The 24,636-nt window shown below is 43.8% G+C and carries 21 protein-coding genes and 1 tRNA gene; 10 read left to right on the top strand and 12 right to left on the bottom strand.

Going from position 1 to position 24,636, the window contains the following annotated elements; genetic code table 11:
- Positions 1-179: 179 nt before the first annotated feature.
- Positions 180-992: an enoyl-CoA hydratase gene (locus tag I6E86_RS04230; protein ID WP_197175566.1), complete on the top strand. Its 813-nt coding sequence runs from the start codon at positions 180-182 to the stop codon at positions 990-992.
- A 174-nt stretch (positions 993-1,166) separates the two neighbouring features.
- On the opposite strand, the gene I6E86_RS04225 is transcribed toward I6E86_RS04230, so the two are convergent.
- The 3 genes from I6E86_RS04225 to I6E86_RS04215 all read right to left on the bottom strand — a co-directional run bounded on the left by I6E86_RS04225 (position 1,167) and on the right by I6E86_RS04215 (position 5,332).
- Positions 1,167-1,505, bottom strand: coding sequence for a RidA family protein (locus I6E86_RS04225; RefSeq protein WP_194197603.1), 339 nt, complete (start codon positions 1,503-1,505; stop codon positions 1,167-1,169).
- A gap of 59 nt (positions 1,506-1,564) precedes the next feature.
- On the bottom strand, positions 1,565-2,812 hold the full coding sequence (locus I6E86_RS04220) for an NAD(P)/FAD-dependent oxidoreductase (protein ID WP_197175564.1): 1,248 nt from the start codon (positions 2,810-2,812) through the stop codon (positions 1,565-1,567).
- 339 nt (positions 2,813-3,151) lie between these two features.
- Complete coding sequence (locus tag I6E86_RS04215; protein ID WP_197175562.1) at positions 3,152-5,332, bottom strand: ATP-dependent helicase; 2,181 nt, start codon at positions 5,330-5,332, stop codon at positions 3,152-3,154.
- A gap of 373 nt (positions 5,333-5,705) precedes the next feature.
- Between I6E86_RS04215 and ychF the strand changes: the two genes are divergently transcribed.
- The 4 genes from ychF to I6E86_RS04195 all read left to right on the top strand — a co-directional run bounded on the left by ychF (position 5,706) and on the right by I6E86_RS04195 (position 9,783).
- Positions 5,706-6,797 (top strand): redox-regulated ATPase YchF, encoded by a 1,092-nt coding sequence (gene ychF, locus I6E86_RS04210; protein ID WP_197175561.1) that lies wholly within the window; start codon positions 5,706-5,708, stop codon positions 6,795-6,797.
- A 129-nt stretch (positions 6,798-6,926) separates the two neighbouring features.
- Positions 6,927-7,487, top strand: a complete 561-nt coding sequence (locus I6E86_RS04205; RefSeq protein ID WP_197175560.1) for a hypothetical protein — start codon at positions 6,927-6,929, stop codon at positions 7,485-7,487.
- An 80-nt stretch (positions 7,488-7,567) separates the two neighbouring features.
- Positions 7,568-8,998 carry a deoxyguanosinetriphosphate triphosphohydrolase gene (locus I6E86_RS04200; protein ID WP_197175559.1) on the top strand — a complete coding sequence of 477 codons (1,431 nt, stop codon included), beginning with the start codon at positions 7,568-7,570 and terminating at the stop codon, positions 8,996-8,998.
- A 104-nt stretch (positions 8,999-9,102) separates the two neighbouring features.
- Positions 9,103-9,783, top strand: a complete 681-nt coding sequence (locus I6E86_RS04195) for a TetR family transcriptional regulator (protein WP_197175558.1) — start codon at positions 9,103-9,105, stop codon at positions 9,781-9,783.
- 71 nt (positions 9,784-9,854) lie between these two features.
- Here the strand turns inward: I6E86_RS04195 and gspK are convergent, their stop codons facing one another.
- From gspK to tsaA, 8 genes are all read right to left on the bottom strand, one after another.
- Complete coding sequence (gspK, locus tag I6E86_RS04190) at positions 9,855-10,955, bottom strand: type II secretion system minor pseudopilin GspK (protein WP_197175557.1); 1,101 nt, start codon at positions 10,953-10,955, stop codon at positions 9,855-9,857.
- Between the two features lie 72 nt (positions 10,956-11,027).
- Positions 11,028-11,867: a type II secretion system minor pseudopilin GspJ gene (gspJ, locus tag I6E86_RS04185; protein WP_197175556.1), complete on the bottom strand. Its 840-nt coding sequence runs from the start codon at positions 11,865-11,867 to the stop codon at positions 11,028-11,030.
- Positions 11,864-12,316: a type II secretion system minor pseudopilin GspI gene (gene gspI / locus I6E86_RS04180; RefSeq protein ID WP_197175555.1), complete on the bottom strand. Its 453-nt coding sequence runs from the start codon at positions 12,314-12,316 to the stop codon at positions 11,864-11,866. Before gspI ends, gspJ begins: the two co-directional genes overlap by 4 nt.
- 41 nt (positions 12,317-12,357) lie before the next feature.
- On the bottom strand, positions 12,358-13,176 hold the full coding sequence (locus I6E86_RS04175; RefSeq protein ID WP_197175553.1) for a prepilin-type N-terminal cleavage/methylation domain-containing protein: 819 nt from the start codon (positions 13,174-13,176) through the stop codon (positions 12,358-12,360).
- A gap of 203 nt (positions 13,177-13,379) precedes the next feature.
- On the bottom strand, positions 13,380-14,063 hold the full coding sequence (locus I6E86_RS04170; protein WP_197175551.1) for a TetR/AcrR family transcriptional regulator: 684 nt from the start codon (positions 14,061-14,063) through the stop codon (positions 13,380-13,382).
- Between the two features lie 224 nt (positions 14,064-14,287).
- Entirely contained in the window at positions 14,288-15,076 is a 789-nt protein-coding gene (locus I6E86_RS04165) for a TatD family hydrolase (RefSeq protein WP_197175550.1), read from the bottom strand.
- A 128-nt stretch (positions 15,077-15,204) separates the two neighbouring features.
- Entirely contained in the window at positions 15,205-16,986 is a 1,782-nt protein-coding gene (locus tag I6E86_RS04160) for a GspE/PulE family protein (protein ID WP_197175549.1), read from the bottom strand.
- A 66-nt stretch (positions 16,987-17,052) separates the two neighbouring features.
- Complete coding sequence (gene tsaA / locus I6E86_RS04155; protein ID WP_197175548.1) at positions 17,053-17,949, bottom strand: tRNA (N6-threonylcarbamoyladenosine(37)-N6)-methyltransferase TrmO; 897 nt, start codon at positions 17,947-17,949, stop codon at positions 17,053-17,055.
- A 450-nt stretch (positions 17,950-18,399) separates the two neighbouring features.
- On the opposite strand from tsaA, the gene I6E86_RS04150 reads away from it, so the two are divergent.
- Together I6E86_RS04150 and I6E86_RS04145 are read left to right on the top strand one after the other, a co-directional pair.
- The gene (locus I6E86_RS04150) at positions 18,400-19,173 is read left to right on the top strand and encodes a ferredoxin--NADP reductase (protein WP_194362995.1); all 774 of its coding nucleotides are present in this window, start codon (positions 18,400-18,402) and stop codon (positions 19,171-19,173) included.
- A gap of 146 nt (positions 19,174-19,319) precedes the next feature.
- A tRNA-Leu gene (locus tag I6E86_RS04145) sits at positions 19,320-19,405 on the top strand.
- Positions 19,406-19,513: 108 nt separating this feature from the next.
- On the opposite strand, the gene I6E86_RS04140 is transcribed toward I6E86_RS04145, so the two are convergent.
- On the bottom strand, positions 19,514-19,756 hold the full coding sequence (locus tag I6E86_RS04140; protein ID WP_227680528.1) for a hypothetical protein: 243 nt from the start codon (positions 19,754-19,756) through the stop codon (positions 19,514-19,516).
- Between the two features lie 504 nt (positions 19,757-20,260).
- Here I6E86_RS04140 and dinB point away from each other — a divergent pair.
- The 3 genes from dinB (at position 20,261) to I6E86_RS04125 (ending at position 24,613) form a co-directional block, all read left to right on the top strand.
- Positions 20,261-21,346 carry a DNA polymerase IV gene (gene dinB / locus I6E86_RS04135; protein ID WP_197175544.1) on the top strand — a complete coding sequence of 362 codons (1,086 nt, stop codon included), beginning with the start codon at positions 20,261-20,263 and terminating at the stop codon, positions 21,344-21,346.
- A gap of 223 nt (positions 21,347-21,569) precedes the next feature.
- The gene (gene queA, locus I6E86_RS04130; RefSeq protein ID WP_227680527.1) at positions 21,570-22,745 is read left to right on the top strand and encodes a tRNA preQ1(34) S-adenosylmethionine ribosyltransferase-isomerase QueA; all 1,176 of its coding nucleotides are present in this window, start codon (positions 21,570-21,572) and stop codon (positions 22,743-22,745) included.
- Between the two features lie 110 nt (positions 22,746-22,855).
- The gene (locus tag I6E86_RS04125; RefSeq protein ID WP_197175536.1) at positions 22,856-24,613 is read left to right on the top strand and encodes a FimV family protein; all 1,758 of its coding nucleotides are present in this window, start codon (positions 22,856-22,858) and stop codon (positions 24,611-24,613) included.
- Positions 24,614-24,636 lie beyond the last annotated feature (23 nt).

The raw sequence follows: 24,636 nt of genomic DNA, 5'->3' as shown, positions 1-24,636 counted from the left end.
ACAGCCTTGACTTGTATCTGACTGACAAACCAATAGCGTACTCATAACCTGAGTGCGCTATTTTTGTTTTTGAGCACTCTATATTAATAAACTATTGTATAGAATATAAGCCATGCTATTATTTAAATCTCTGTATATGGTAGTTGCCAAACCAGACAACCCATTATCAAGGATGACCAATGACACAATCTGACGTTACTCTAGACCTTAATAACTGTCTCGTTATTAGAGAAGACAATAAAGAAAGTGGCATAGTCACTCTCACTTTAAACCAACCCAAACAATTTAATGCATTATCCGTCGAGGTACTGTCTGCCATGCAAACAGAGCTAGACTACATTGTTCAAGACGATACCGTCAGAGTTTTGGTTATTCAAGCGACAGGCAAGGCATTTTGTGCTGGTCACAATCTAAAGCAAATGCGCTCGCACTCAGATGAAGCATTTCATCGTGCCCTATTCCAGCAATGTAGCCAAATGATGCTAACCATTAACCGTATGCCGCAAGTCGTCATCGCAAAAGTGCAAGGCATTGCCACCGCTGCAGGGTGTCAGCTAGTCGCAGCTTGTGATTTGGCCGTTGCCGCTGATGATGCAAAGTTTGCTACCTCTGGGATAAATGTTGGACTGTTCTGCTCCACACCTGCTGTTGCAATCAGTCGCAACTTACCTCGTAAGCAAGCGTTTGAGATGCTGATTACTGGCGAGTTTATCAATGCGCACACTGCCTTAAAATATGGCTTGATCAATCGAGTTGCGCCAGCAGAACAATTAGATCAGGTATTACAGTCCTTAGTAACGGCGATCACAGCTAAGTCTCCGGTAGCGGTAAGAACTGGTAAAGACATGTTTTATAAGCAACTGGATATGAGCCTCGAAGATGCTTATGACTATGCCAGTGACGTGATGACGGGCAATATGATGGCGAACGATGTGAGCGAAGGTATTGACGCCTTTATTGAGAAGCGCCAAGCGGTATGGAAAGGGTGCTAATTCCTATAATACTAATCATTGTATTACTTAGCTAACGTCATACAGAATATGCTTGATTTATAAAGCGAGTATTTTCCTTTTCGATAATTAAACTTGTTTATTGCCAAGCATAAAAAAGTCCATGATATCGCTATCATGGACTTTTCGTTTAATACAAATACTACGAGCAGACTATTACTCAGCAGCGATGGCAATCATCTCAACCAATAGCTCAGGACGTGCCAATGCTGATTCGCCACAAGCACGTGCTGGTGGTTGAATGCCTTCAAAAAATTTGTCGTAGACTTCATTCATAGCAGCAAAATCTGCCATATCTTTGATCCAAACAGTTACTGATAGTAGTTTTGATTTATCGCTACCCACTTCTTCTAGCAAGGTTTGGATTTTTTCCAAGCAAGTTAATGTCTGTGCTTTGATATCGTCTTCTGCATTACCTACCTGACCACATAAATAGATAGTCTGGTTATGAATTACGGTTTTGCTCATACGTTGAGTGCTGTGTAGCTTCTTTATCATATTATATACCTTCAACTTATTAATTTAAGTCTGTGCTAAATCTAGCAGATATGCGCTTATTTTGAAAAACGCTGAGCACTAAATGGTGCAAGGTTTACTAATGATGGCTTTTCATGAATCATTTCTTCAACCAGACGCCCTGTCATAGGCCCTAAGGTGAAACCCTGATGGCTATGACCAAAGGCGAACCATAATTTTTCATGCTTGTCTGCAGGACCAATAACTGGCTTCATATCAGGCATACAAGGACGTGATCCTGCCCAAGCTTCAGACTCTACCGCGTCTTCTAATGGTAAGATTTTGCGAGCCAGCTTCAGAACCGTTTTCAATTGGCCAAAGTTCTTTGGCGCATCCATAGTAGTCATCTCAGCACCAGTCGTAATACGGATGCCTTGCTGCATTGGACCCATCACAAAGCCTTTGTCCATATCAAACATGCTGTGATTGATGGTATTTTTTTCTGTTACTTTGAAATGCTGATGATAACCACGCATTGGGAACAATGGCAGATTATAACCAAGTGGTCTGATCAAGTCATTCGACCATGGACCCGCTGCAATGACCAACTTATCACTATAGTAAGTATCATTATCAGTGATGATTTTCCAGCCTTCACCGTCTTGTACGATTTCTTTTACATCGCTCTCTTTGATCGTACCACCCATCTCTTGGAAGTTTTTCGCATAGGCTTTGACTAGCGAGCTTGGGTTCGATACTTGCCAAGAGTTTTTCCAATGAATCGCACCAACGAAACCTTCAAAATTGGCACTAGGCTCCATGGCTTTTAGTTCTGCAACGTTCAACACATTATGCTCAACCCCTTGGTTGCGTGCATCAATGGCTGCTGCTTGCGCCTCTTTAAACGTCTCTTCAGAACGATGCAGCTGTAACCAGCCGTCACGCGTGATTAGCTCGTCAGCACCCGATGCTTCAATCATTGTTTGATGTTCACTGGTGCAATGCTCAATCAGTGTCTGCCACTCTGCTTCGATTTGCTTAACAGTCGCAGGTACAGAGTATTTCCAGTACTGTAACAGCGCTTGATGGTAACGCAGAATCGCTGGGATACGATAGCGAATGTCCGTACCTTGGTTGGGCAATACTCTGATCATCTCAGTCAATTGACGAGGAAAAGGATGGGTATGAATGGCTTCGCGCTGAATCAACCCAGCATTACCATACGAGGTCTCTGACCCTGGCAGCTTCTTGTCTAGCATCAGTACTTGTGAATTGTTTTTTTGTAAATGCCACGCAACTGACGTGCCAACCATACCTGCACCGATAACGATCACTTCATAGCGCATAACCTATCCTTTTCTTAGGGTGTTAATACAGAGTATCAAATACGAGGGTCTAACGGAATAAGGTGGTAATAGTAACGCATTGAGCTAAATATGAAACCCCAATCTCATAAATATTTTTGCTATTAAATACTTTTGGTTATCCCTTTATTAGTAACGTATTTTCAAAAGGAATAGCTAAAGCATTTAGCAGTAACTTGACAGCAAAAATGAGGAAAACAGGCTGAAATCCTGCACGAGTTTCTCTTCTTGATTTCTCTTCTTATAATGACGTACTAATTACAACGCTAAGTAATGTCGTAGAAAACCTGACTCAGCCATGTCATCGATGAACAAAGAAAATTACCACCATACTGGATCATCATTCTCCTCTCTCACCTGTCTAGAATTTTCTACCGTCACCTCATCATCAGACAACTCAGCGATAAACCGCGACGGCTTGTCAAAATACCCTGAATAACTGGCGAAGTAATCAGGTGCTGTTAGATACAGTCTGGTCTTGGCTCGACTACAAGCAACATAGAATAATTTCCGTTCCTCTTCTAGCTCTTCAAAGTCATCCAACGAGCGATGATGCGGCGTAATACCATCGACCAATGAATTGACAAACACCACTGGCCACTCTAGCCCTTTCGCACTATGGATAGTCGAGATAGTAACTTTATCACTGTCATTATCATCAGGTTGACTGGTTGTAGCTACCGAATCATTGGGTGGATCGAGTGCCAAATTTTCTAAGAAATTATCAAGGCTGCTCTGTTCTGTTGCCAAATTTTTGAGCACACGAAAGTCCTCGTTACGCTCTCGCCAATTTTCCTCAATTGTTTTTAAGACAGGAATATAGAACTCTAAAATATGCTCAATGACCGTCTCTACTGATTCGGCCTGACTTGCCTTAGTAAGCGTATTATATAAAGGCTCAAGCTGTTCGCTTTTTTTAGCAAACTTCGCCGTGAGTAGTGGCTCAAAGGAGTTGTTATCGGCATTAATCGCTTGGGTCAAACGCGTCGCGGTGACTGTCCCAACGCCTTGGAACAAGGTCAAAATACGATGCCAAGCAATCGTATCATTGGGGTTATAAAGAATTTTCATAAAGGCTAAAACGTCTTTGATATGTCGCCTTTCAACGAACTTTATACCACCCACCACGATAAATGGAATATGACGCTCCATAAACTCTAGCTGGACATAGTTGGACTGAAACGACGTACGGCACAGTACCGCAAAATCATCGTAATCATGATCCGATTTTAGCTCGATGATTTTATCGGCGATATATTTTGCTTCTTTTGTCTCATTACTTAGGCGGCTAAACACTGGCTTATGCCCACTTATCGATGCGCCAGAGTACAGCTGTTTTTGATAGCCTAGCGTGATTTGCGCGGACAAGGCATTGATATAATCCAAAACAGCAGGCGTACTACGATAGTTTTGTTCGAGCTTAATCAGCTTGGCATCAGGATAGGTCTCACCGAATAACAGAATGTTTTCGTAATTGGCGCCGCGAAAAGCATAAATACTTTGATTGTCATCACCGACCACCATCAGCGATACCGACTCAGGCTCACAAATCAAATCTATCAGCTGCTTTTGCGGAATATTGGTGTCTTGGTATTCATCAACCATGATATAGCGATATTGGTTTTGTAGCATTTGCCGAAAGGTGTCGTTGGTCTTCAAATGGCGCACAACTTGGCTAATTATGTCATCAAAATCGTAGAGGTGATTGGCACGCTTATACTCATGAAAATCGACCGCCAATTGCTCGATAATCGGAATATGTACGGCGATATCAGGATAACTGCTTTCGATTAAATCGCGGATATGAATGCGTCTATTCCGAGAGCTAGAAATGATATTTTGCAGTGTCTTCTTACGCGGAAAGGCTTGGCTTTTGGTTTGCGCAGGATACTTTTTTTCTTTATGGATTAAGTCGATGGCATCTTCGCTGTCGCCAGTATCTAAAATCGTAAATCGCGGATTGATACCGAGTAGACCTGAATATTGGCGCAGCAACATATTGCAAAACGAATGAAATGTACCACTGGTGATATCGTTGAGCCGCTTATCAGTTGGCAGTTCATCCTTAGCCAAATCCTCATCAGATAAACTATTAGTCAATAAAGTCTTTGCACGATTTTTGATTTCATTGGCAGCTTTACGCGTAAAAGTCAGTAGCAAGATGCTTTTAGGCGTGACCCCATTCTCTAACAAATAACTGGTCCGGTACGTAAGCGTTTTAGTCTTACCTGAGCCAGCTCCTGCTATAACCAATACTTTGCCTTCGATAGTTGTGGCTGCTAATAATTGGTCGGGATTTAACTCACGGACATAGTCTACTTTTAATCCTAATTCACCACTCAGCCTTTGATTTAACAGCTCAATATTGGCATCACCATTAGCATCGATTAAATTTGCCTCTAGCTTTTTAATCGCCTTTTCCAGACGTGCCAGCTTGGGCTTAATTTCCATGAAATTCTGTGGATAATTATAGTAGCGCGTGTCAAAGATCGTGGTAGTCATTATAAGGTTTTGCCTTTCATTTTATTTTAGCTGCCTTTATCGATACGGCGCATTTATCATTTATACTTAGGGCGTGTCGTCAATTAGCACATTAATACATTTAGCGTTCATAATGAAGACTGCTCGTACAGTGTAGCGAGTCGTAGGCGCTTACCTGTCATACGCCTATAAGCCAAACTATTATTTTATAACACAGCTTACCATAATCGATAAAACAGCAAAGTTGCCAGTCATGAGAAGAAGCAAAATCTCAGTATACAATACAACAACCTCACCCCTATTCCGGTAAATTTGCTACAATGTGCCCAATTTTGATTTATCATTTAACCAATCTTTATACCAACTGATTTTATTAATACATTGAGAGAATGTTATGGGTTTTAATTGCGGCATCGTCGGCCTACCAAACGTGGGTAAATCCACCTTGTTTAATGCGTTGACCAAAGCGGGAATCGCCGCTGAAAACTTTCCATTTTGTACCAAAGATCCCAACACGGGTATCGTACCAGTACCAGACCCACGCCTGAAGAAATTGGCTGATATCGTTAATCCTGAACGCGTGCTACCAACGACCATGGAGTTTGTTGATATTGCAGGTCTAGTTGCAGGCGCGTCAAAAGGCGAAGGCATGGGCAACCAGTTCCTAGCCAATATCCGTGAGACTGATGCGATTGCTCATGTCGTGCGCTGTTTTGATGATGACAACGTCGTCCACGTCGATGGTCGCGTCAGCCCAATCGATGACATCGAAACCATCAATACTGAGCTCGCATTGGCAGATTTAGAGGCTGTTGAGCGTGCTATATTCAACTTGACCAAAAAGGCCAAAGGCGGTGACAAAGACGCTGGTGCCATGCTTGATATCTTCAAAAAAATCGAACCATTATTAGCAGATGGTCAGGCAGCACGTGCCGCCAATCTCGATGCGGATGAGAAAAAACTCATCAGAAGCTATGGTTTAATCACGCTAAAGCCAACCATGTATATCGCTAACGTCTCTGAGGATGGTTTTGAGAACAATCCCTACCTTGATGCCGTTCGTAACTACGCCACTGGTGAAGACTCTATCGTCATCGCGCTGTGCAACCAAATCGAATCTGAAATCGCTCAGCTCGATGAAGATGACAAAAAAGACTTCCTAGCTGAGATGGACATGGAAGAAGCCGGTCTTGATCAAGTAATCCGTGGTGGTTATGACTTACTTGATATGCAAACTTACTTTACCGCTGGTGTTAAAGAAGTACGTGCTTGGACTGTCGCTATTGGCGCAACTGCCCCGCAAGCTGCTGGCGTGATTCATACTGATTTTGAGCGCGGCTTCATTCGTGCCGAAGTCATTGCGTATGATGATTTCATCGAACACAATGGTGAAAAAGGCGCAGCTGCTGCTGGTAAATCACGTTTAGAAGGCAAAACTTACATCGTGCAAGATGGTGATGTGATGCATTTCCGCTTTAACGTATAACGTTAAGCGGCACATCCTGTCTGACAGTTAATAAGCCGATGTTGGAGATTCTCCAGCATCGGCTTTATTTTGTACATTAATTGTTATATTATAACATATCTTTATTTTTCTTATTTGAGGACTTATATTATGGCGGCTTATTTCTCTTTTTCTAAACTTGCAAGTGCTACGCTCATAGGCAGTATGATGACAGGCTCACTATTGGGCTGTCAGCCTAATAAAGAGACACCTGAACCTGAAAACGTAGTACAAATCGATGAGCATGAAACACATGAGCACGCAGAACATGAGGGAGAAGAACACGAAGGTCATGATCACGAAGAGCATGAAGGACATGATGATCACGAAGGGCACGATCACGAAGAGCATGATGATCACAAAGGGCATGACCATGCCAGTGCAGGCACGCCTTTTTCTTGTGAGCCTACGGCTACTATCTATGTTTCTTACCATAACGACAGTACACCGCAGACAGCGACCCTACTCATCGACGATCTAGAGTACGATTTAACAGCTGCTGCTGATAGTGACGCTGATAAGGCCATTTATATGAGTGATATTGGCCTAGATGATACCCATGGCATCATCTGGCAAGTAAATAGTGACAAAGCAACCTTACTCAACAAAACATTGGGCAGTAATGTGGCTATCGAAAAGGAAGAAGTCCTTTTTAACTGCCAGAAATCTTAATGTAGTTCTCTGACTATATAGCTGTACCAAGGGCGCTATTTTGCTATGCTAGAGGCTCCCTTGGTTTCGGATGTTTTAATATGCTAAGTACACCAACCTCTTTGCCGTCTCCTACCACACAATGGTCTCACCTTCTCAACTCACAGCGCCTTGGTGCTTCCAAGAAGTTCAACGCCAATACAAGCACTCGCTCTCAATTTCATAAAGACTACGACAGACTGGTATTTTCGCACTCCTTTCGTCAGCTCAATCAAAAAACCCAAGTTCATCCGTTGACCAATCAGCTCGGCATTCATACTCGCTTAACCCATTCGCTTGAGGTCTCCTGTATTGGACGCTCGTTGGCCATGATGGCAGCAGAAAAGCTCCATGATAAATTAGGCAATGGCCTACCAGCAGGTATCTCGCCCGCGGATGTCGGCGTCATTGTACAAGCCGCCTGCCTCGCTCATGATATTGGCAACCCGCCGTTTGGTCATGCAGGAGAATATGCCATTCGTGACTGGTTCAGGCTGCCTGAGCCACAGACGATTTTGCAAACCTTGAGCACCCATGAACAGCTAGATCTACTGGCATACGAAGGTAACGCGCAAGGGTTCAGATTGCTCGTCAATAACGAGCACCATCCGGACAAAGGTGGTATGCGCCTCACTTGTGCGACCTTAGGTGCCTTTATGAAATACCCTTGGTTAGCGACGCATAGCAACGATACTCCTCAAAGCACAAATCTAGGCGGCATCGCGACCAACGTGCAAAAATTTGGCTGTTTTTATAGTGAGGCGGCTCAGCTAGAAGAGCTGGCAGTGTGCTTAAATCTGCCGCGCTCTGAGCAACATGATGGTTTTGCCAGACATCCACTGGCGTATTTGCTAGAAGCGGCCGATGATATTTGCTATGCGCTCATAGATTTAGAGGATGGCATCAATCTAAACATGCTCACTTATCAGGAGGTCGCCACGATATTTTATGAGCTGATTGGTGAGCGCCCTAGTAATATTAGCTTGCCAACACACCTATCTGTCAGACAAAGCCTAGCGTCATTGCGTGCACGTGCTATGATGCGGCTGGTCAACACAGTGACCGATGCTTTTGTAGTCAACAATAAAGAGCTGCTAGCAGGCACGTTGCAGGGCAGTTTATTTGACCACTGTGATATCAGTGTACAAAGTGGTATCAAACAAGCCAAACAGTTGGCACGCGAAAAGATATTTAACCATCCAAGCAAAGTGAGAATGGAGCTGATGGCCAATCAATGCCTGCATCGTCTATTAGATGCTTTTATGCCGTTGGCTTGGGCGGGCACACAAGCGATAGCCAGCGCATCGATGTCTTTTGAACAGCAGCGTCTGCTCAGCTTGCTACAGCCACATCTGAATGAGCATCGCCGCGATTTATCGGATAATATCTATCACAATATTTTAAATATCTTAGATTTTATCACTGGTATGAATGACCATGAAGCCTATCGATTGGCGCAGGAATTGCAAGGTCACTGGGGCACAATGGTTTAAAAAAACAGTGTAAGTTTGAGAAATTAACACAAGTTGCGTATTTCAGTCGTATTTATGCGTCGAAATGAGTATGATAAACACCTATCGGACAATTTTGAAATATTATGAGCAGTCGCGAACAGAAAAAGCTTCAAACTCGGCACGCCTTTTTTAATGCCGTGCTTGATTTATGTATGACAGGACAATCCTTTAGCTCCATTAGCCTCAGGCAAGTCACGCGCGAGGTTGGCGTAGTGCCGACTGCGTTTTATCGACATTTCGATGACATGGAATCGCTTGGTCGCGCGCTGGTCATTGAGGAATTGGGCGGTACGCTAGCGGCTTTGAGCGATAGTCTACAAATTGGACGCAAGCGTAGCTTTGATCGCCAAATCGCCAAAAGCATTCAATTGTTTTTACATATGGTCAGCGACCAGCCTTATTACTGGCAGTTTTTGGTCAGTGAACGCTATGGTGGCTCAGAAGCGGTGAGAAAAGCCATCAACGAATTGGTTAAGAAGCACGCTCAGAGTTTGGCTGACGATCTGGCATTACAACCAGCCTTTACGCATATCAATGCCTATGATCGTCGTCTATTGGCCGAGGCTGGCGTCAACATGTTCTTTTCTTGGATTATTGATTGGTTGGAGCTGACTTATACAGAAGACCATGATGATGAGATCGATATGGAAGAGATCGAAGAGAACAAACAGCTGATGCTACATAACTGTACGCGCCAAGCACAGATGTTGTTCTATGGTGCTTATAACTGGAAATCTACGGAAGAAACACGCCTGAGAGACTGATATAGCCAAATCCATATAAATCCGCTATATCAATTATTTGAGCTTAACTATAGACCGTTAATAGTGATTGATTAAAAACTGGGTCGAAATGCCCATAGTCGCTGCGTGACTATCTTCACCTCTTTCTCCACCTCTTCAGACACTTTGCCGTCAATAGCGCTACTATTGACGGCATTACTATTGGTACTGCTGTTATTGTTATTATTGCCACTGTTGTTACCAGTATTATTAGCCTGACCATCATTAGCTGCCGTCTTACCAATCAATACAGTGGCAAACCGTTGTCTGGTCTGACTAGTATTATTAACATTATCAGATGCGATAACCAGTGCCAAAAAAGCGGAGCTGTCAACTGCTAATAGTGGTGCAAGCGCTGTACGCTGCGCTTCATCCAGAGTACTCAAACTTGGTAGCTGCCATAACTCATCGATAGAGGTCAGTGCTTGGGTTTCACGCATATCAACCAACCCTTGCATCTGCTGACTGCTACCACCGTCAACCAATGCTGCTAGCAATACAGGACTGGCCATATTCACATTGATAGGCACGTAATAAGGCACAGCTGTAACATAAGGCCGTAATACCGCTAGTACCTCAGCACTCACCCCTCTAACTTCCTTCAATTGATCAATACTAACAAAGGGCTGATTTGGTAGCTTTTGCTGTGCTGTACCATTTGACTGCTGCGCATACACCGCACTCTCATCACCGCCATCTTGATAGACATCACTGTCTGTATCTTGATAGTCCAATACAGCAACTGCGATATCTACCTCTAGATTTAATTGTGTCAGCAGTCGCTGAAATATAGCCAAAGCGACGGGGTCAGCGGCACCATTTTGATATAAATTATTAAGATTAAAACGACTAGACTCATCGCGCAATTCAATACTGATGCTATGGTTTGCCAATGCATAAGGAGGTATCGGCTGCGCCCAAATATCTTGCTCGCTATCAGTATCATTGAGCTTGCTATCAGCACGAATCATCGTGATTGCTAACTGCTGACCTGCATTGATGTCTTGTAGCAATTGGTTTTGATCAAACAATAGGCCACTGCGTCTGATGGCGACCTTTTGACTGGCAAGCATTGATCCTGCCACCACAGTAATACTCACCACCAATAATAAGATAGTGAGCAGTGCGACGCCGCGCTGAGAGTGACCTGTCATGGACGTGTATGGCTTTTATTATGAGACACCTGATTCAGGTTAGGGACCGCTTTTCTCTTGGAGAGTGTCTTATTAGTTAGCATTTTCGACACTGCCATTGCTTGTATCACTGTTGTCATTATCGTCATTGCTATTGCCACTATCATTACCCTCCTTGGTATTCGTGCTATTTGGGCGACCATTCGTATTTGGAGGACGCTGTGATATCGCTTGCGGTGCAAGCGCCCATTGCCAAGTGATCGGCATATCTTGGTAGTTAAAGCTGACTGCGACACCCTTCGGTAGCATAACCGCATCTGGCGCAGTGCTCGCGCCGTTTACCATCTGCGCCAATGCAATATTTGCACTGTTACTATCCGCACTATCATTAGTGGGAAACTTATCACTTGGCTCTGGCATATAAGCTTGCCAACGCCCAGCTGTCACGCCGTCCAATAACACACTGTCTAAACTGACACTATCGCCCTCAAGGCCAGTATATTGGCGACGAATCAGTCGTTCATCAGTAAATATATATTCGATACGTTGGACACTGGTACTACTTTGATAGCGTGGATCAGGATCGGCAAAACGTACAAAGCTGACGTGATCACCATCTAAGCTCATAAATGGCTCAGGTGCTATATCCTTTGCTTGGGCATTGCTATTAGTGCTGTCGTTAGCATTTGTACTGTTATTTACTGCATTGGTGTTTTGGCTGCTAGAAGCCTGATAAGGAATCACTTGTCCCATGTCTTGCTGCAACTGTAAATAGGCGTATTGCAGTACAGCCAAATGGTCAGCGTAAACCTGTGCGCGTTCACGTGCGCGATTGACGCCATCAAATACTTGCCAGCCTGCAACGGCTAGCATGGCAAATATCGCCATAGAAACCATCAGCTCAAGTAGTGTAAATCCTCGCTGATACTTCATAGGCCAGACCCCAATTGTCCAGCACTGCCCTGAGCCCGCCCACTCAAATCTAAGCTACCCATGTCTTGCTCAGCATTACTTAGCATCACACCAATATCGGTGACGGAATTGCCTGTCTGGCCATCTACAATGGGTGCCACGGCGATATTGACTTCTTTTAATGCGGGTGTAATAGCATCACCAACGGTCATGGTTACTTGCCAATCACGACCCTGAGCGTTGATCGTTTGAGTACGATTGGCTGTCAGCCAGGTATCTTGAATGCGCAGGTCGGCTGCTGCATTTTGTGCGACAAAGTGTGCAAGTGTGCGGGTGCGCAAGATATCAACCGAGCGCAGATAAGCACTACTGGCACGACTGGCAGCGACTGCCACCACTGCCAAAATAGCTAGAGCGACCATCACCTCAATCAAGGTAAAGCCGCTCTCACGCTTAGATTTCAGAGACATAGGCTTATTCTTCAGCTTAGCGTTTTTAGAAAACTTATCCACTATAACCCCTGTCCCATCATCATACTACCATCAGGCATTATCGTAATGACGTCCCCTACCAGTCGCGAGTTATGAAGTACCTCAATGGTCACAGGGGTTGCTTGGCCTGTTCCAAACCACAATATCTGCGGTACGGTTTGATTGCTGAACCAAGGCTGTAGCGTCTGTCCTGTGCTTGATGGATTGCTAGCATCCAAACTCTGAACTCTAATACTGACGCCATCAGGCAGTTCAGGCAAGCTCACCTCTGGCTCAACCTCCCAGCTCGGTGTTGGCTGCGGCTCTCCAGTAGAGCCTGACATGCCGCTCAAATCTGCAGACAGCTCCATTAAGTTTTTGGGTTGACTGTCAGTGCTACCTGATGCGATATCAGCAGTTTGATAAGCAATATAAGGATTTGATAAGGTGACAATAACAGGCGACACTTGACCCTGTTTGTCTGCTTGCAAACTCAAGCCCATCGGCTGCATACGTTCAGCAGATAGCAAACGCACATAATTTAAGGAGTCGGTCAGGTGCTCATAAAATGCGCGGTTTTTTCGGGACTCACTACTCCCAACAGACAAACTCATCATACCTGCAAAGATAGACAAGATAACGACCACTACCACCAGCTCGACCAAGGTAAAACCTAATTGCGACTGTGTGTGGTTTGGTAGCCTAGACGAGCGACTGCGAGTGTTATTTGGTACGAAAGATAAGTCACCATCATGGCATGGTGATAGGGTCTTTAAGGTATGAATACGTGAGAACTGATTGATTAAGGGTACAGAGCGATTGATCACTGAGCTGGACTGATTTTTGACAGTGACCGGCATATTGCACCTATAAGCCTACGATGAGGCGGTGGTATATAAAATGATTAACTGAGAGTGGCTACGACAGTCATGATACTGATAATCATAAAACTAATAGGCATGTGCCGATTGTGAGCAGGTAGCATTTAACGTACTGCCACAATAGATATGACAGCACGGACACTTAAAGATTTTATTGTATTATCTGCCATGTGATAAGCACATTAATAATTGGTATTGCGATGCTCTTCTGACTCTGTATCGATCTGCTCGACCAACTCTTGCATATCCTCATCCATCACTTCGTCATCGGCAGCAGGATAATGGCTTGGCAGCTCAAGTATTTGTTGGACGAACGCATAACGCAAGGTATCACGGCGACCCAGATAACGCTGATAAAAACTTGAATTTAATAGCCCTGCACCGCCCTGACCCATCGCCCAAATAGACGATAAGTAATCTCGCGTGCTAAGGCTACTGTGCTCATCTTTTAGATAGGCACTAATGATATCAATCAAACGCTTCATACGCTGACGGCGAATATCATACAGCTCGCCAAACAGACGATTCAATCCAGTGACTGATGCCGCTAGACGCTCTTCGATTTGATTGAGTAGCATGGCTTTTTGTGGATTGAATAGTTGTTGAAAGATCATACGAGCAACGCCTGCCGATGGGCAGTCATCAATACGGTTGATATCAAACAGCTGCTCTTCATAACGAATGATAATACGCAGGTATAGCTCATCTTTACTGGAGAAATGCTTGTATAGTGTGCCTTTAGCCAAATCAAGCTGGTCTGCCAAACTGTCTAAAGTAATATCACCATCACCTGACTCAAGTAGCAATTGCTCTGCCATCGCTAAAATGTTCTCTTCTCGTGCCTTAAACTGATGCTGACGACTCATAATCTCTCCTAAAACATGACAAGATTAAGCATACGACCATCGTTTATGTCAGTATATTGGCAATAAGAGTATGATTTTATACAAAGACTGCTCAAGGACCACAATAGGAAATATGCTTATGTTTTCTAAATAATCATATGGTTACATTCAGTATTATGCATACTAAAAAGAATGAAACCATGAGATTGTCAGTTAAATGACTGGTTGGTCATAGCATAACCATTTTAATGATACTGTGCCAGTAAATTCTCAAAGTTTTTTGCGGTGAGTGCACCGACCTCTTGGCTACTGCACCCATACATGTCTGCAATACAACTTGCCACGTAGGGTACATAAGAAGGCTCATTGGGTCGACCACGTTTAGGCACGGGTGCTAGGTAAGGGCTATCGGTTTCGATAAGCAGTCGGTCTCTAGGCATGTTTTTTGCGGCATCTTTGATTTGTTGCGCACTTTTAAAACTGACGATTCCCGAAAATGAGATATAAAAGCCCAAATCTAAAGCATGCTTCGCCGTTTCCCAGTCTTCTGTAAAGCAGTGAATGATGCCATGCTCAGCACCTTCACTTTTTAAGATATCGATAGTGTCTTCTTTGGCATCGCGCATGTGAATGACGAGTGGTTTTTTTAAGCTTTGGCTAGCATGAATATGACGGGCAAGACTGTCCTGCTGCTCTTTTTTATTTTCTGTTGACCAGTAATAATCAAGCCCCGTCTCGCCTATCGCCCACACATGATCAGCCTTGGCAGTCTCTATCAGACGCTCTACTGTCGCTGACTGCAAGACACTCATGTCCTCACAAGGATGAATGCCCACGCTCATGCCTAAATTTAAGGTGTCATCACTATAAGTACTAACGATATTGGCGATATCATCATATTCGGCAAAATCACACATGATGGCCATGGCACGGGTGACATTAGCAGCTTTCATCGCGTCAATTGCACCGGACAGCTGACCATCATATTTGGTTAAATCTAAACGATTAAGATGGCAATGAGTATCTGTAAACATAAATAATCTCGTTATTGGAACATTGTCTGTAAAAAATTAAGAGTCGCTAGGGCATGTTGATTGCTATAAAGGGTGCTGTTTTCAAGTAGCAAACATACACCTGCTCTCAATAGCTAATGACCATAGCATTAGTGTAAAGGCACCACACGCATCACCTCTTCTATGGTCGTTAACCCTTCGCTGATGCGTTTTGCACCTGACAACCGCAGTGGCTGTACCCCTTCGCGATACGCTTGCTGCTTGAGCACATCTAAATTTGCATCTGCTGCCACGAGTTTTTTTAGCTCATTGGATAACGGCATGATCTCATAGAGACCGATGCGACCCTGATAGCCCGTATGTCGACAGTGCTCACAGCCCTGCGCCGTATAAATCTGCGCGGGTACTGGCGCACGCCAAGGTTGTACCAGCTCTTGCCACTGAATGGCTATCTCGCTGTCTGGCATCACGTCCATGGCCTTTTTGCAATGCGGACATAGCGTACGTAGCAAACGCTGCGCCATCACGCCTAGTATGGTCGCTGACGTCAAAAACGGCTGAATGCCCAAATCGTGCAAACGAGTGAGTGAGCTTGGGGCGTCGTTGGTATGCAATGTCGAGAGTACCAGATGCCCTGTCAGTGAGGCTTGTACCGCCATGTTCGCCGTTTCTGCATCTCGAATTTCCCCAACCATAATAATGTCCGGATCTTGACGCATCAACGAGCGAATACCATCAGCAAAGTGTAAATCGACGCCTGGATTGACCTGCATTTGGTTAAAAGCAGGCTCGATCATTTCAATCGGATCTTCAATCGTACAGACATTCACCTGCTCGGTGGCCAGCTGCTTTAGGGTGCTATATAACGTCGTGGTCTTACCTGACCCTGTAGGACCTGTGACTAAGATAATACCGTTGGGATGTGCGGTCATCTCATGCCATGTTTCAAGTTGCTTACCCGATAGACCAAGCTGAGCAAACGAGCGCACCAGCACTTCAGGATCAAAGACGCGCATGACCAGCTTTTCACCAAAAGCGGTGGGCATAGTGGAGAGACGTAGCTCGGTCTCTAATCCCTTTGGCGTTCGCGTCTTTAGGCGACCATCCTGTGGTCTGCGTTTTTCTGCGACATTTAACCGCCCCAAAATTTTGATACGTGCGGTCACTGCTACTATGATAGCCAGCGGCATCTCATACACGGTATGCAGTACACCATCGATACGAAAACGCACCTTACCCGTCTCGCGGCGAGGCTCTAAATGAATATCACTGGCACGCTGCTCAAACGCATATTGCAACAGCCAATCAACGACCCTCACAATATGCTGATCGTTTGCATCTGGGTTGGTATTGTCGCCCAGTTGTAGCAATGCCTCGACATTGGTGACATCAGCTGCGGCACGCTTATGTACGCTGTTTGCCCCTGCTATCGCTTGCGTGACTTGATAAAACTCTTGACGATAGCGATTGATTTGCTCGGGATTAATGTAGACCGTACGGTAAGTTTTTGATTTAATCAACTTTTCGATACTAGAGTGCCAGTCGGTATAAAAAGGCTGATCTGTTCCAATAATGACTTCAGCTAAGCCAACTTCGATCGGCAAGATATGCTGTGAACGCGCATATTCAAACGACATGAGCTGAGTCACTGCAGGAACATCAATCTTTAATGGATCAATCCGAACGAGTGGCATGTCTGCTTTGGCCGCGAGCCACTGATTTAGCCATGCCAGCGTCAGTTTATTGTCACTATCGCTAGCATGACCATTAGGCAAGCCAAACTCACTAATCGTCAGCAGCGGATGCTGTGCCTGATTACGGCGGCTAGTAATCACTAAGTTATAGCCGCGCTGATCAATTACCTTGTCCGCCAGTAATTCGTCTAAGCACCAGCGCAAATCAATCACAATCGAATATTTTTGGGCAGACATACATCTCTTCTTCTATTAAGTGAAAACCTATGGTTATCGAAAACTTATCATCAAGGATAGTATCACTTATACTGCCACCACAGCCGTTATCTGTAGTTGCCCTGAATCTATCAACTGAAAGCTCACATCAATCGATTTATAACGCATCACAAAAGACTTGTCGATCTCATTACGGCGATAGGCAGGCCTTGGGTCTTGCGCGATGAGTGCTTGAATGATTGCCATGTCAGAGATAAGCAATTGACTCTGTACGTTATGGATACTCGATACAATCGTCGCGTTTTTTAATGTTTGGCTAGCGTCTTGATTGTCGACGTCATCGTGATTATTAACGTTATCGCAGTTATTGCTATCAATCTCACCAGTCTGTCTTGCATTTACTACTGTCATAAACTGCTCATAGGCTGGTGTAGTCATCACAACCTCTAGCAGCGCTGGCGCAGTTGGCGCAAAGCCACTTTCTCCATGCGTAATCGCATCACTGTAGGCCACATAAGGCTTTATATCGATAATAGGTGTTCCATCTATCATATCGGCGCCCTTGATGACCAGTAATACGCGGCCTTCTACTATCTCAATCCGATCAAGCGTCACCACAGACAACCCCAATCCTGATGGCCGATACATACTGCGACTGGCAAATACCCCTATCTTTTGATTGCCACCTAACCTTGGTGGTCGCACTTGTGCGCGAAAGCTGCTATCTGTCTGATTCGTGTCTTTTTTTCGATAATTATGATGAAATTGCCAACTGACCCATATATGACTGAAAGTCTCTAGTCCTTCGAAGGCAGCAGGTGTATCGTAAGGTGGTAACATCTCAATCACGCTAGTTAATGGCACCAAATTTGGCTGGCGCGGTGCACCGAATTTTTGTGATAACGGCGCACGATGATAGCCTATGATTGGTGCACAATGATCGCCATCTGATGCTGCTGTGCCATCAAAAATATCGCCCGGCATAAAACCTCTCCAAAAACCTGCCAATAAGGACAAACTGCTTTTACCAGACAACTTTGTCAAATGATACAAAATTACTCACTAACGATATTCCATTTTATCATGCTCAAGAGGCACTGCTGGACGGTTTTTTGTTTTAAAGTTTGGTATTATGAGCGAGAAATTTGATAACAGCCCCTTATGTTTATGGCTCATTCTGACTGTTTATTACTATTTATAGAAACTGTGAGTGTCGCTACTGCATCAATATACTGTCGAAGATAGTATGGTATGCATGCCAAATAGACGAATAAACCAACGCATAATTGGGCATGTCTCTCACGCATATGGCAAAAGATAACTGGCTTTACCAATATTAAAATACCGATGGGTCTATTGCTCGTCGTTGAAAATTCTTATTTAATACGCATTTATATTCAACCATACTGATAACAACCTATTAACGAGGACTTTATGTCAAAACTTCGCACCGAAACGGTCACAGAGGTTCATCACTGGAATGACTCTCTATTTAGTATCAAAACCACTCGTGACGATGGCTTACGCTTTCGTAATGGCGAATTTGCGATGATTGGACTCGTCGTCGATGGCAAACCTCTATTGCGTGCTTACTCGATTGCCAGTCCGAACTATGAAGACCAGTTAGAGTTCTTTTCTATTAAGGTTCAAGACGGTCCATTGACCTCACGCTTGCAGCATATCAAAGTGGGTGACGAGTTATTGGTCAGCAAAAAACCAACCGGTACTTTGGTACTAGACGATCTATTACCAGGTAAGCACCTATACATGCTCTCGACAGGTACAGGACTTGCACCTTTCTTGTCATTGGCACGCGATCCTGAAGTATATGAGCGCTTTGATAAAATTATTTTGGTTCATGGCGTACGTCATGCCCATGATTTGGCCTATCGCGACATGTTCGAAAATGAGTTGCCTAACGATGAGATCTTTGGTGAATGGTATCGCGAAAAATTCATCTACTACCCAACCGTTACACGTGAAGAGTTCAAAAACCAAGGCCGTGTCACCGACTTGATGAAATCAGGTAAGCTGTTTGAAGATATCGGTCTACCGCCAATCAATAAAGAAGATGACCGTGTCATGATTTGTGGCAGCATGCCATTTAATGCTGAAGTATCAGCCATTCTAGATGATTTTGGATTGACAGTATCTCCACGTATGGGTGTTCAAGCTGACTATGCTGTCGAACGTGCTTTTGTAGGATAGATAAGCATAAAAAAGGATTATTTTCGATTTTATAGAAAATAATCCTTGACGCTAAAATATATGCTGATATAATACGCAGCCTATACAGAGTTAACCCTGTAGCCCAATTCGATAATATTTATTTAATAAACATTATCTTGTAACATGCCAGTGTGATGGAATTGGTAGACATGACGGATTCAAAATCCGTTGCCTAATAAGCGTGTCGGTTCGAGTCCGACCACTGGTACCAATATTTAGTACAAACAAGCCTCCTATTCGGAGGTTTTTTTGTGCCTATTTATTATTGCTTATGATGGCAGTGTGTTCTATGCCACTCATATTACTATTACATATATGTCTATACTGCTACTTCACATTGCATGACAGCACTTATCTTTATTGGTACAGCGTACTTCCAGGGCATACCGCCCGTACAATAAAAGTACCCATCATGAAATGAGACAATATAAGCGGTAAAGTCATTACCACAAAGCTCTGTCATGGCACGCTCATCACTCTCATCACAAACCGCACACCATATTTCTTGAGCATCATGTGCGAGCATTGCTCGGGTCAAGTCACTTCCTTCTAACTTACTCATCATCAGCTCCTTAATTATCCTTTGTCCTCTATAAATGACGTCCTTAGAGAGACAATATCTCCGTTTCTGACTTATCGTTTTGGTATGAGCTATCAGCGTTGTCCTTTTAGCTGATAGTGCATGACAAAAGTCAGCGTTCACTCTTCATAGCAATTTGTTACTATCGATAATTTATTGTAAAGTAATAGCATCATGACTGTAACAATCAATCTATTTTTTATGACAAGTGGTAAAGCTTTTAAGATGAACGGTATGGAAAAGTAATATAACTTGCTATATATGCATATAAATATATATAAAACAGCAATTTACCTTTTATTCCACCCAATCAGTATATGTGCACCTCCTTATTCCTAGATAACTAATTTTACACTATATTTATTTTTTGATATATACAAATATTTTTATACTATTGTTAGCTAACACTGATGTATACAAAAATGTAGTTTAGAGTCTAATAATCGATACCAAAGCATGGTCGTTATATGGGGTAAAATGATAGCTATGATGACCTCTATACATACCAGCCCTCGCAAGATTATTCACATAGACATGGATGCTTTTTATGCCAGTGTGGAGCAACGTGACTTCCCTGAATTAAGCGGCAAGCCCTTAGTAGTCGGTGGTGATCCAAATGGCCGCGGTGTCGTTGCAGCAGCCAGTTATGAGGTGCGGGCGTTTGGTGTACGTTCGGCAATGTCATGTTATGAGGCGCGTAAGCGATGCCCAGATGTGATATTTGTTAGGCCTCGTTTTGAGGTATATCGGTCTGTGAGTGACGACATAAGACGTATTATGTATAGCTTGACGCCTCATGTTGAACCATTATCGTTGGATGAAGCCTATCTCGATGTCACAGGCTTATTGGTACATAAAGGCTCAGCGACATTGATGGCAAACTGGCTAAGAGCACAAATATTAGAGCAAACAGGACTGACGGCATCTGCTGGGGTCTCATTCAATAAAATGCTGGCCAAAATTGCCTCTGATATCAACAAGCCCAATGGTACTGCCATTATTACTCCAAAAGATGCCGAGGCTTTTATCAGTACACTACCTATTGAACGCTTTCATGGTATCGGTAAAGCAACGGCAAAGCGCTTGTATGCAATGGGTGTGAGTAATGGCGCAGATCTTCGAGGTGTGCCAGCTAAGACACTGGTTCAGGAATTTGGCAAACGCGGTCAGTTCTATCATGATATCGCTCATGGCCGCGATGAGCGTCCTGTCAAATCTGAACATACTCATAAATCCGTTGGTTCAGAGACCACGTTTACGGACAATTTGAGCAATGATGATGAATTGCGTGTGCAGATCTATGAGCAAAATAGCGATGCCTTTAATCAGATGCACAAAAAACAGCTTGTCTCTCATACTATTACCTTGAAAATAAAGTACTCCGACTTCACTCAAATCACACGTTCACATACGCTCTCAAGATCCTTTGACACTGCGGAATCTGCACATTATTGGTTAGACAAGCTATTTTTGAGCATTCCGCGTCATCTACCTATTCGTCTGGTCGGTGTGACTTTTTCTTCTTTAACACCTGCCAGCCAGCTATTACCTCAATTGACTTTATTTGAGTAAATATTAGGCGATTCCTCATTCCTTACCTTTATCTTCAATTAACAGTATTAAGGCGTGTTGCATCGTTAACCATGATATTAATAGAGATTAATTACTTTTGTGCTTAGGCTATTTATCTACTTCAATCATATTTTATGTATGATAATCCTGAAGTAAAAGACCCTCCTATATAGCCATTTCTGCTACAATCATGCCAAAATTCTTATCTACCGAAAGACTGATTATGACTGACTCTACTAACCCACTCGATACCGATAAAAACCCTGATGTCTTAGATTACCTAAGCGTGGAAGATTATGATTATGAGCTACCGGATATCTTAATTGCGCGTTATCCATTGGCACAGCGTTCTGCCTCAAAGCTTCTTTATTTACCTGCTTATACACAAGCAGCACAGGCACAAGACCGCTTATTTTCTGAGTTGCCAGATTTATTGAGTAAGGGTGACTTGATTGTGTTCAACGACACTAAGGTAATGAAAGCGCGCTTATTTGGGCAAAAGGATACGGGCGGTAAACTTGAGGTGCTGATTGAACGTTTGGTGGGTATGTCTGATCTAGAGAGTCTCACATTGCATTTAGAAGACAATAATGGCAAGTCAGTCAACCAAGAGCATATTGCCCTGTGTCATATAAAGGCGAGTAAAGCACTTAAGCTCGGTCAACGCTTGCAACTGGCGGATGGCAATATGAGCGCTGCGATGATTGGACGTCAAGATAACTTGTTTATTTTGGCGTTTGATGCACCTATCCTGCCACATTTAGAGCTATATGGTGAATTGCCTATACCGCCTTATTTTGAACGTCATGCTGATGATACCGACAATACTCGTTATCAAACGGTGTTCCATGACCCTGCCAAACTTGCCAGCGTGGCTGCGCCTACCGCAAGTTTACACTTTGATGAGTCAGTGCTCAGCAAACTTGCTGAAAAAGGCATTAATACAGCGTTTGTGACGTTGCATGTTGGCGCAGGCACCTTTGCACCAGTAAAAACAGATAACTTGCTCAATCACACCATGCATAGTGAATATGCGCACTTACCACAAGCTACTGCTGATATGATCAATCAAACCCATGCAAACGGCCATCAAGTCATTGCTATTGGGACGACGGTAACACGAGTCCTTGAAACGGCCTATCAAAAAACGGCGATCAATGGACAAGTGCTGTCTAATTGGTCGGGCGATACCGATATATTTATTTATCCAGGGTTTAAATTCGGTGTGATAGACAGACTATTGACTAACTTTCATTTGCCAAAATCAACCCTACTTATGCTCGTGTCGGCGTTCTCAGGCAAAGCTGCTATTGAACATGCCTATCAACATGCTATTGAGCAACAATATCGCTTTTTTAGTTATGGCGATGCGATGCTGCTCGATAAGAAAACACAGTAAACAATAAATAGACACTTTTTCATTAGTCACAACAGTTCTGAAATAAACTGGTAAACTAACTGGTATTTTGTTATAAAAGCATAGACAACTTATACTCTAAAGGACTGCTCATGTCTTGTCATCTTTCTCGTCGCTTGACTACTATACATCGCGCGGTATCGATGGCATTGCTGTGTTCTGTGAGCTATGTATCTTTCATATCAAGTGTGCAAGCTGCAACCATTGGTCAAACGGTGGTTACCTCAGCTCAGCACGAGCCTTTAGTCGCCAGTATTAGCATTAGTAATATCCGAGCTGCTGATTTTTCTGCCAGTCTGGCCAATCCTATCATCTATCAACAGATGGGCTTGACACCGACTGACTCTATATCGGTGCGCTTTCAACCGACTTCAGCCACCAGTGGCCAGGTACTCATTACCACGTCACAGCCGGTATCCAAGCCTTTTGCTGATGTAGTCTTAGCGATCAATGACAACGGCCAGCGCAACATGGTGCCAAAAACATTACTGATGCCGCTGAGTAATAGCCTGCCTATTAATACGGCCAAGAATATCGTCACTGGTGCCAAAAAACCAAATTTGCCAAGCGTTTCTCCCAGTATGGCAAAACCCTTAATGCTACGGAAAGGCGCGCCGCCGCCACTGGGGGCCATGTCGGCTCTGTCATCATCCACGCGGACACAACCGAAAACCTCACTAGTGACAGCGCCAACAACTGACCTAGACATGTCTAGATTACCAGTGCCTAACCTACCAGTATCTCGTATCCAAGCACCATTACTAACCGCTACTACACAGAGTAGTGGCCGTACCTATACGCCCTCTCGCCCAAATCAAACGCCTTTAGACGCTAGTGCCGCTGTTGATAACTTGGGTACTACTGATGACAAACGCATTTCTGCGCTGAGTTTAAACAATCAGCCTTTAAATGGCAAAAATAGTGACAAGTCTACCGTCACGAATAGCAGTAGTAACGAGGTCAATACGAGCAAAAAGGCAATAACAGCTGATCCGTTACTGACGAATAAGTCGCTTGATACATTGAGCATTCAGGTCACACGCCAAATACAGCCAAGTAGTAAAATAAACGATGCAACCTTTGTCGCAGAAAACACTCCGCCAACGCCAAACAATAATGTAGAAAATATACCAACAGACAGTGTCGATACTAGCACCACATCTAATACCGTCGCACTCAATAATCGCGTGACGCCTTCTGATAGCACTGTGACTGCTAATACCACTCATCAGTATCAAGTACAAAATAACGACAGCTTATGGATGATTGCGCAGCAGATTGCACAAGAAAACAATCTAAACGTTCAAACGGTGATGAAACAAATCCAATCACAGAATCCTGATGCCTTTATCAATAAAGATGCCGATCAATTAAAAGCCGATGCCAAGCTCAGTCTACCCAGTTACGATGTCATACCCTCACAGCAAAACCTAGAAGCGGCCATCAATGCTCAAAGACAATATCGCCGCAGAGTGAATACCCCTACTGCAATGACGCCTGTGCCAAAATCATCCAAGCCGATTTCTGAGACATCTACTGCAGCCAAACGCCCCGAAAAGCCTGTAACCACCAAAACACGAACGCTACCCAAAGCACAGTTTTCTGTACTCGCTCCTGGACGTGATGGGAATGCAGATGGCACACAGGCAAAAGCCGCAGCTAATACTGGTAACGGCATCAGTACTGATATATTGGCCACACTCAAAGCATCAAGACAAAGCACTGCCTCACAAGCACAGCAGTTGATGAAGACCAGCAGTGCACTCAGTGACTATACAAGAAAGATTCAATTACAAAATCAAAAACTGGCTGAGCTACAAGCTCGTCTTAAAAAATTACGCAATCAATAACCGCCTACTGAATCAATACGATA

Origin of the sequence: Psychrobacter sp. SWN149 (assembly GCF_015864565.1) — a bacterium.
Taxonomy (GTDB): domain Bacteria; phylum Pseudomonadota; class Gammaproteobacteria; order Pseudomonadales; family Moraxellaceae; genus Psychrobacter.
Note: the sequence above shows the minus strand (reverse complement) of the source record. Positions and strands in the feature narration are given on the sequence as shown.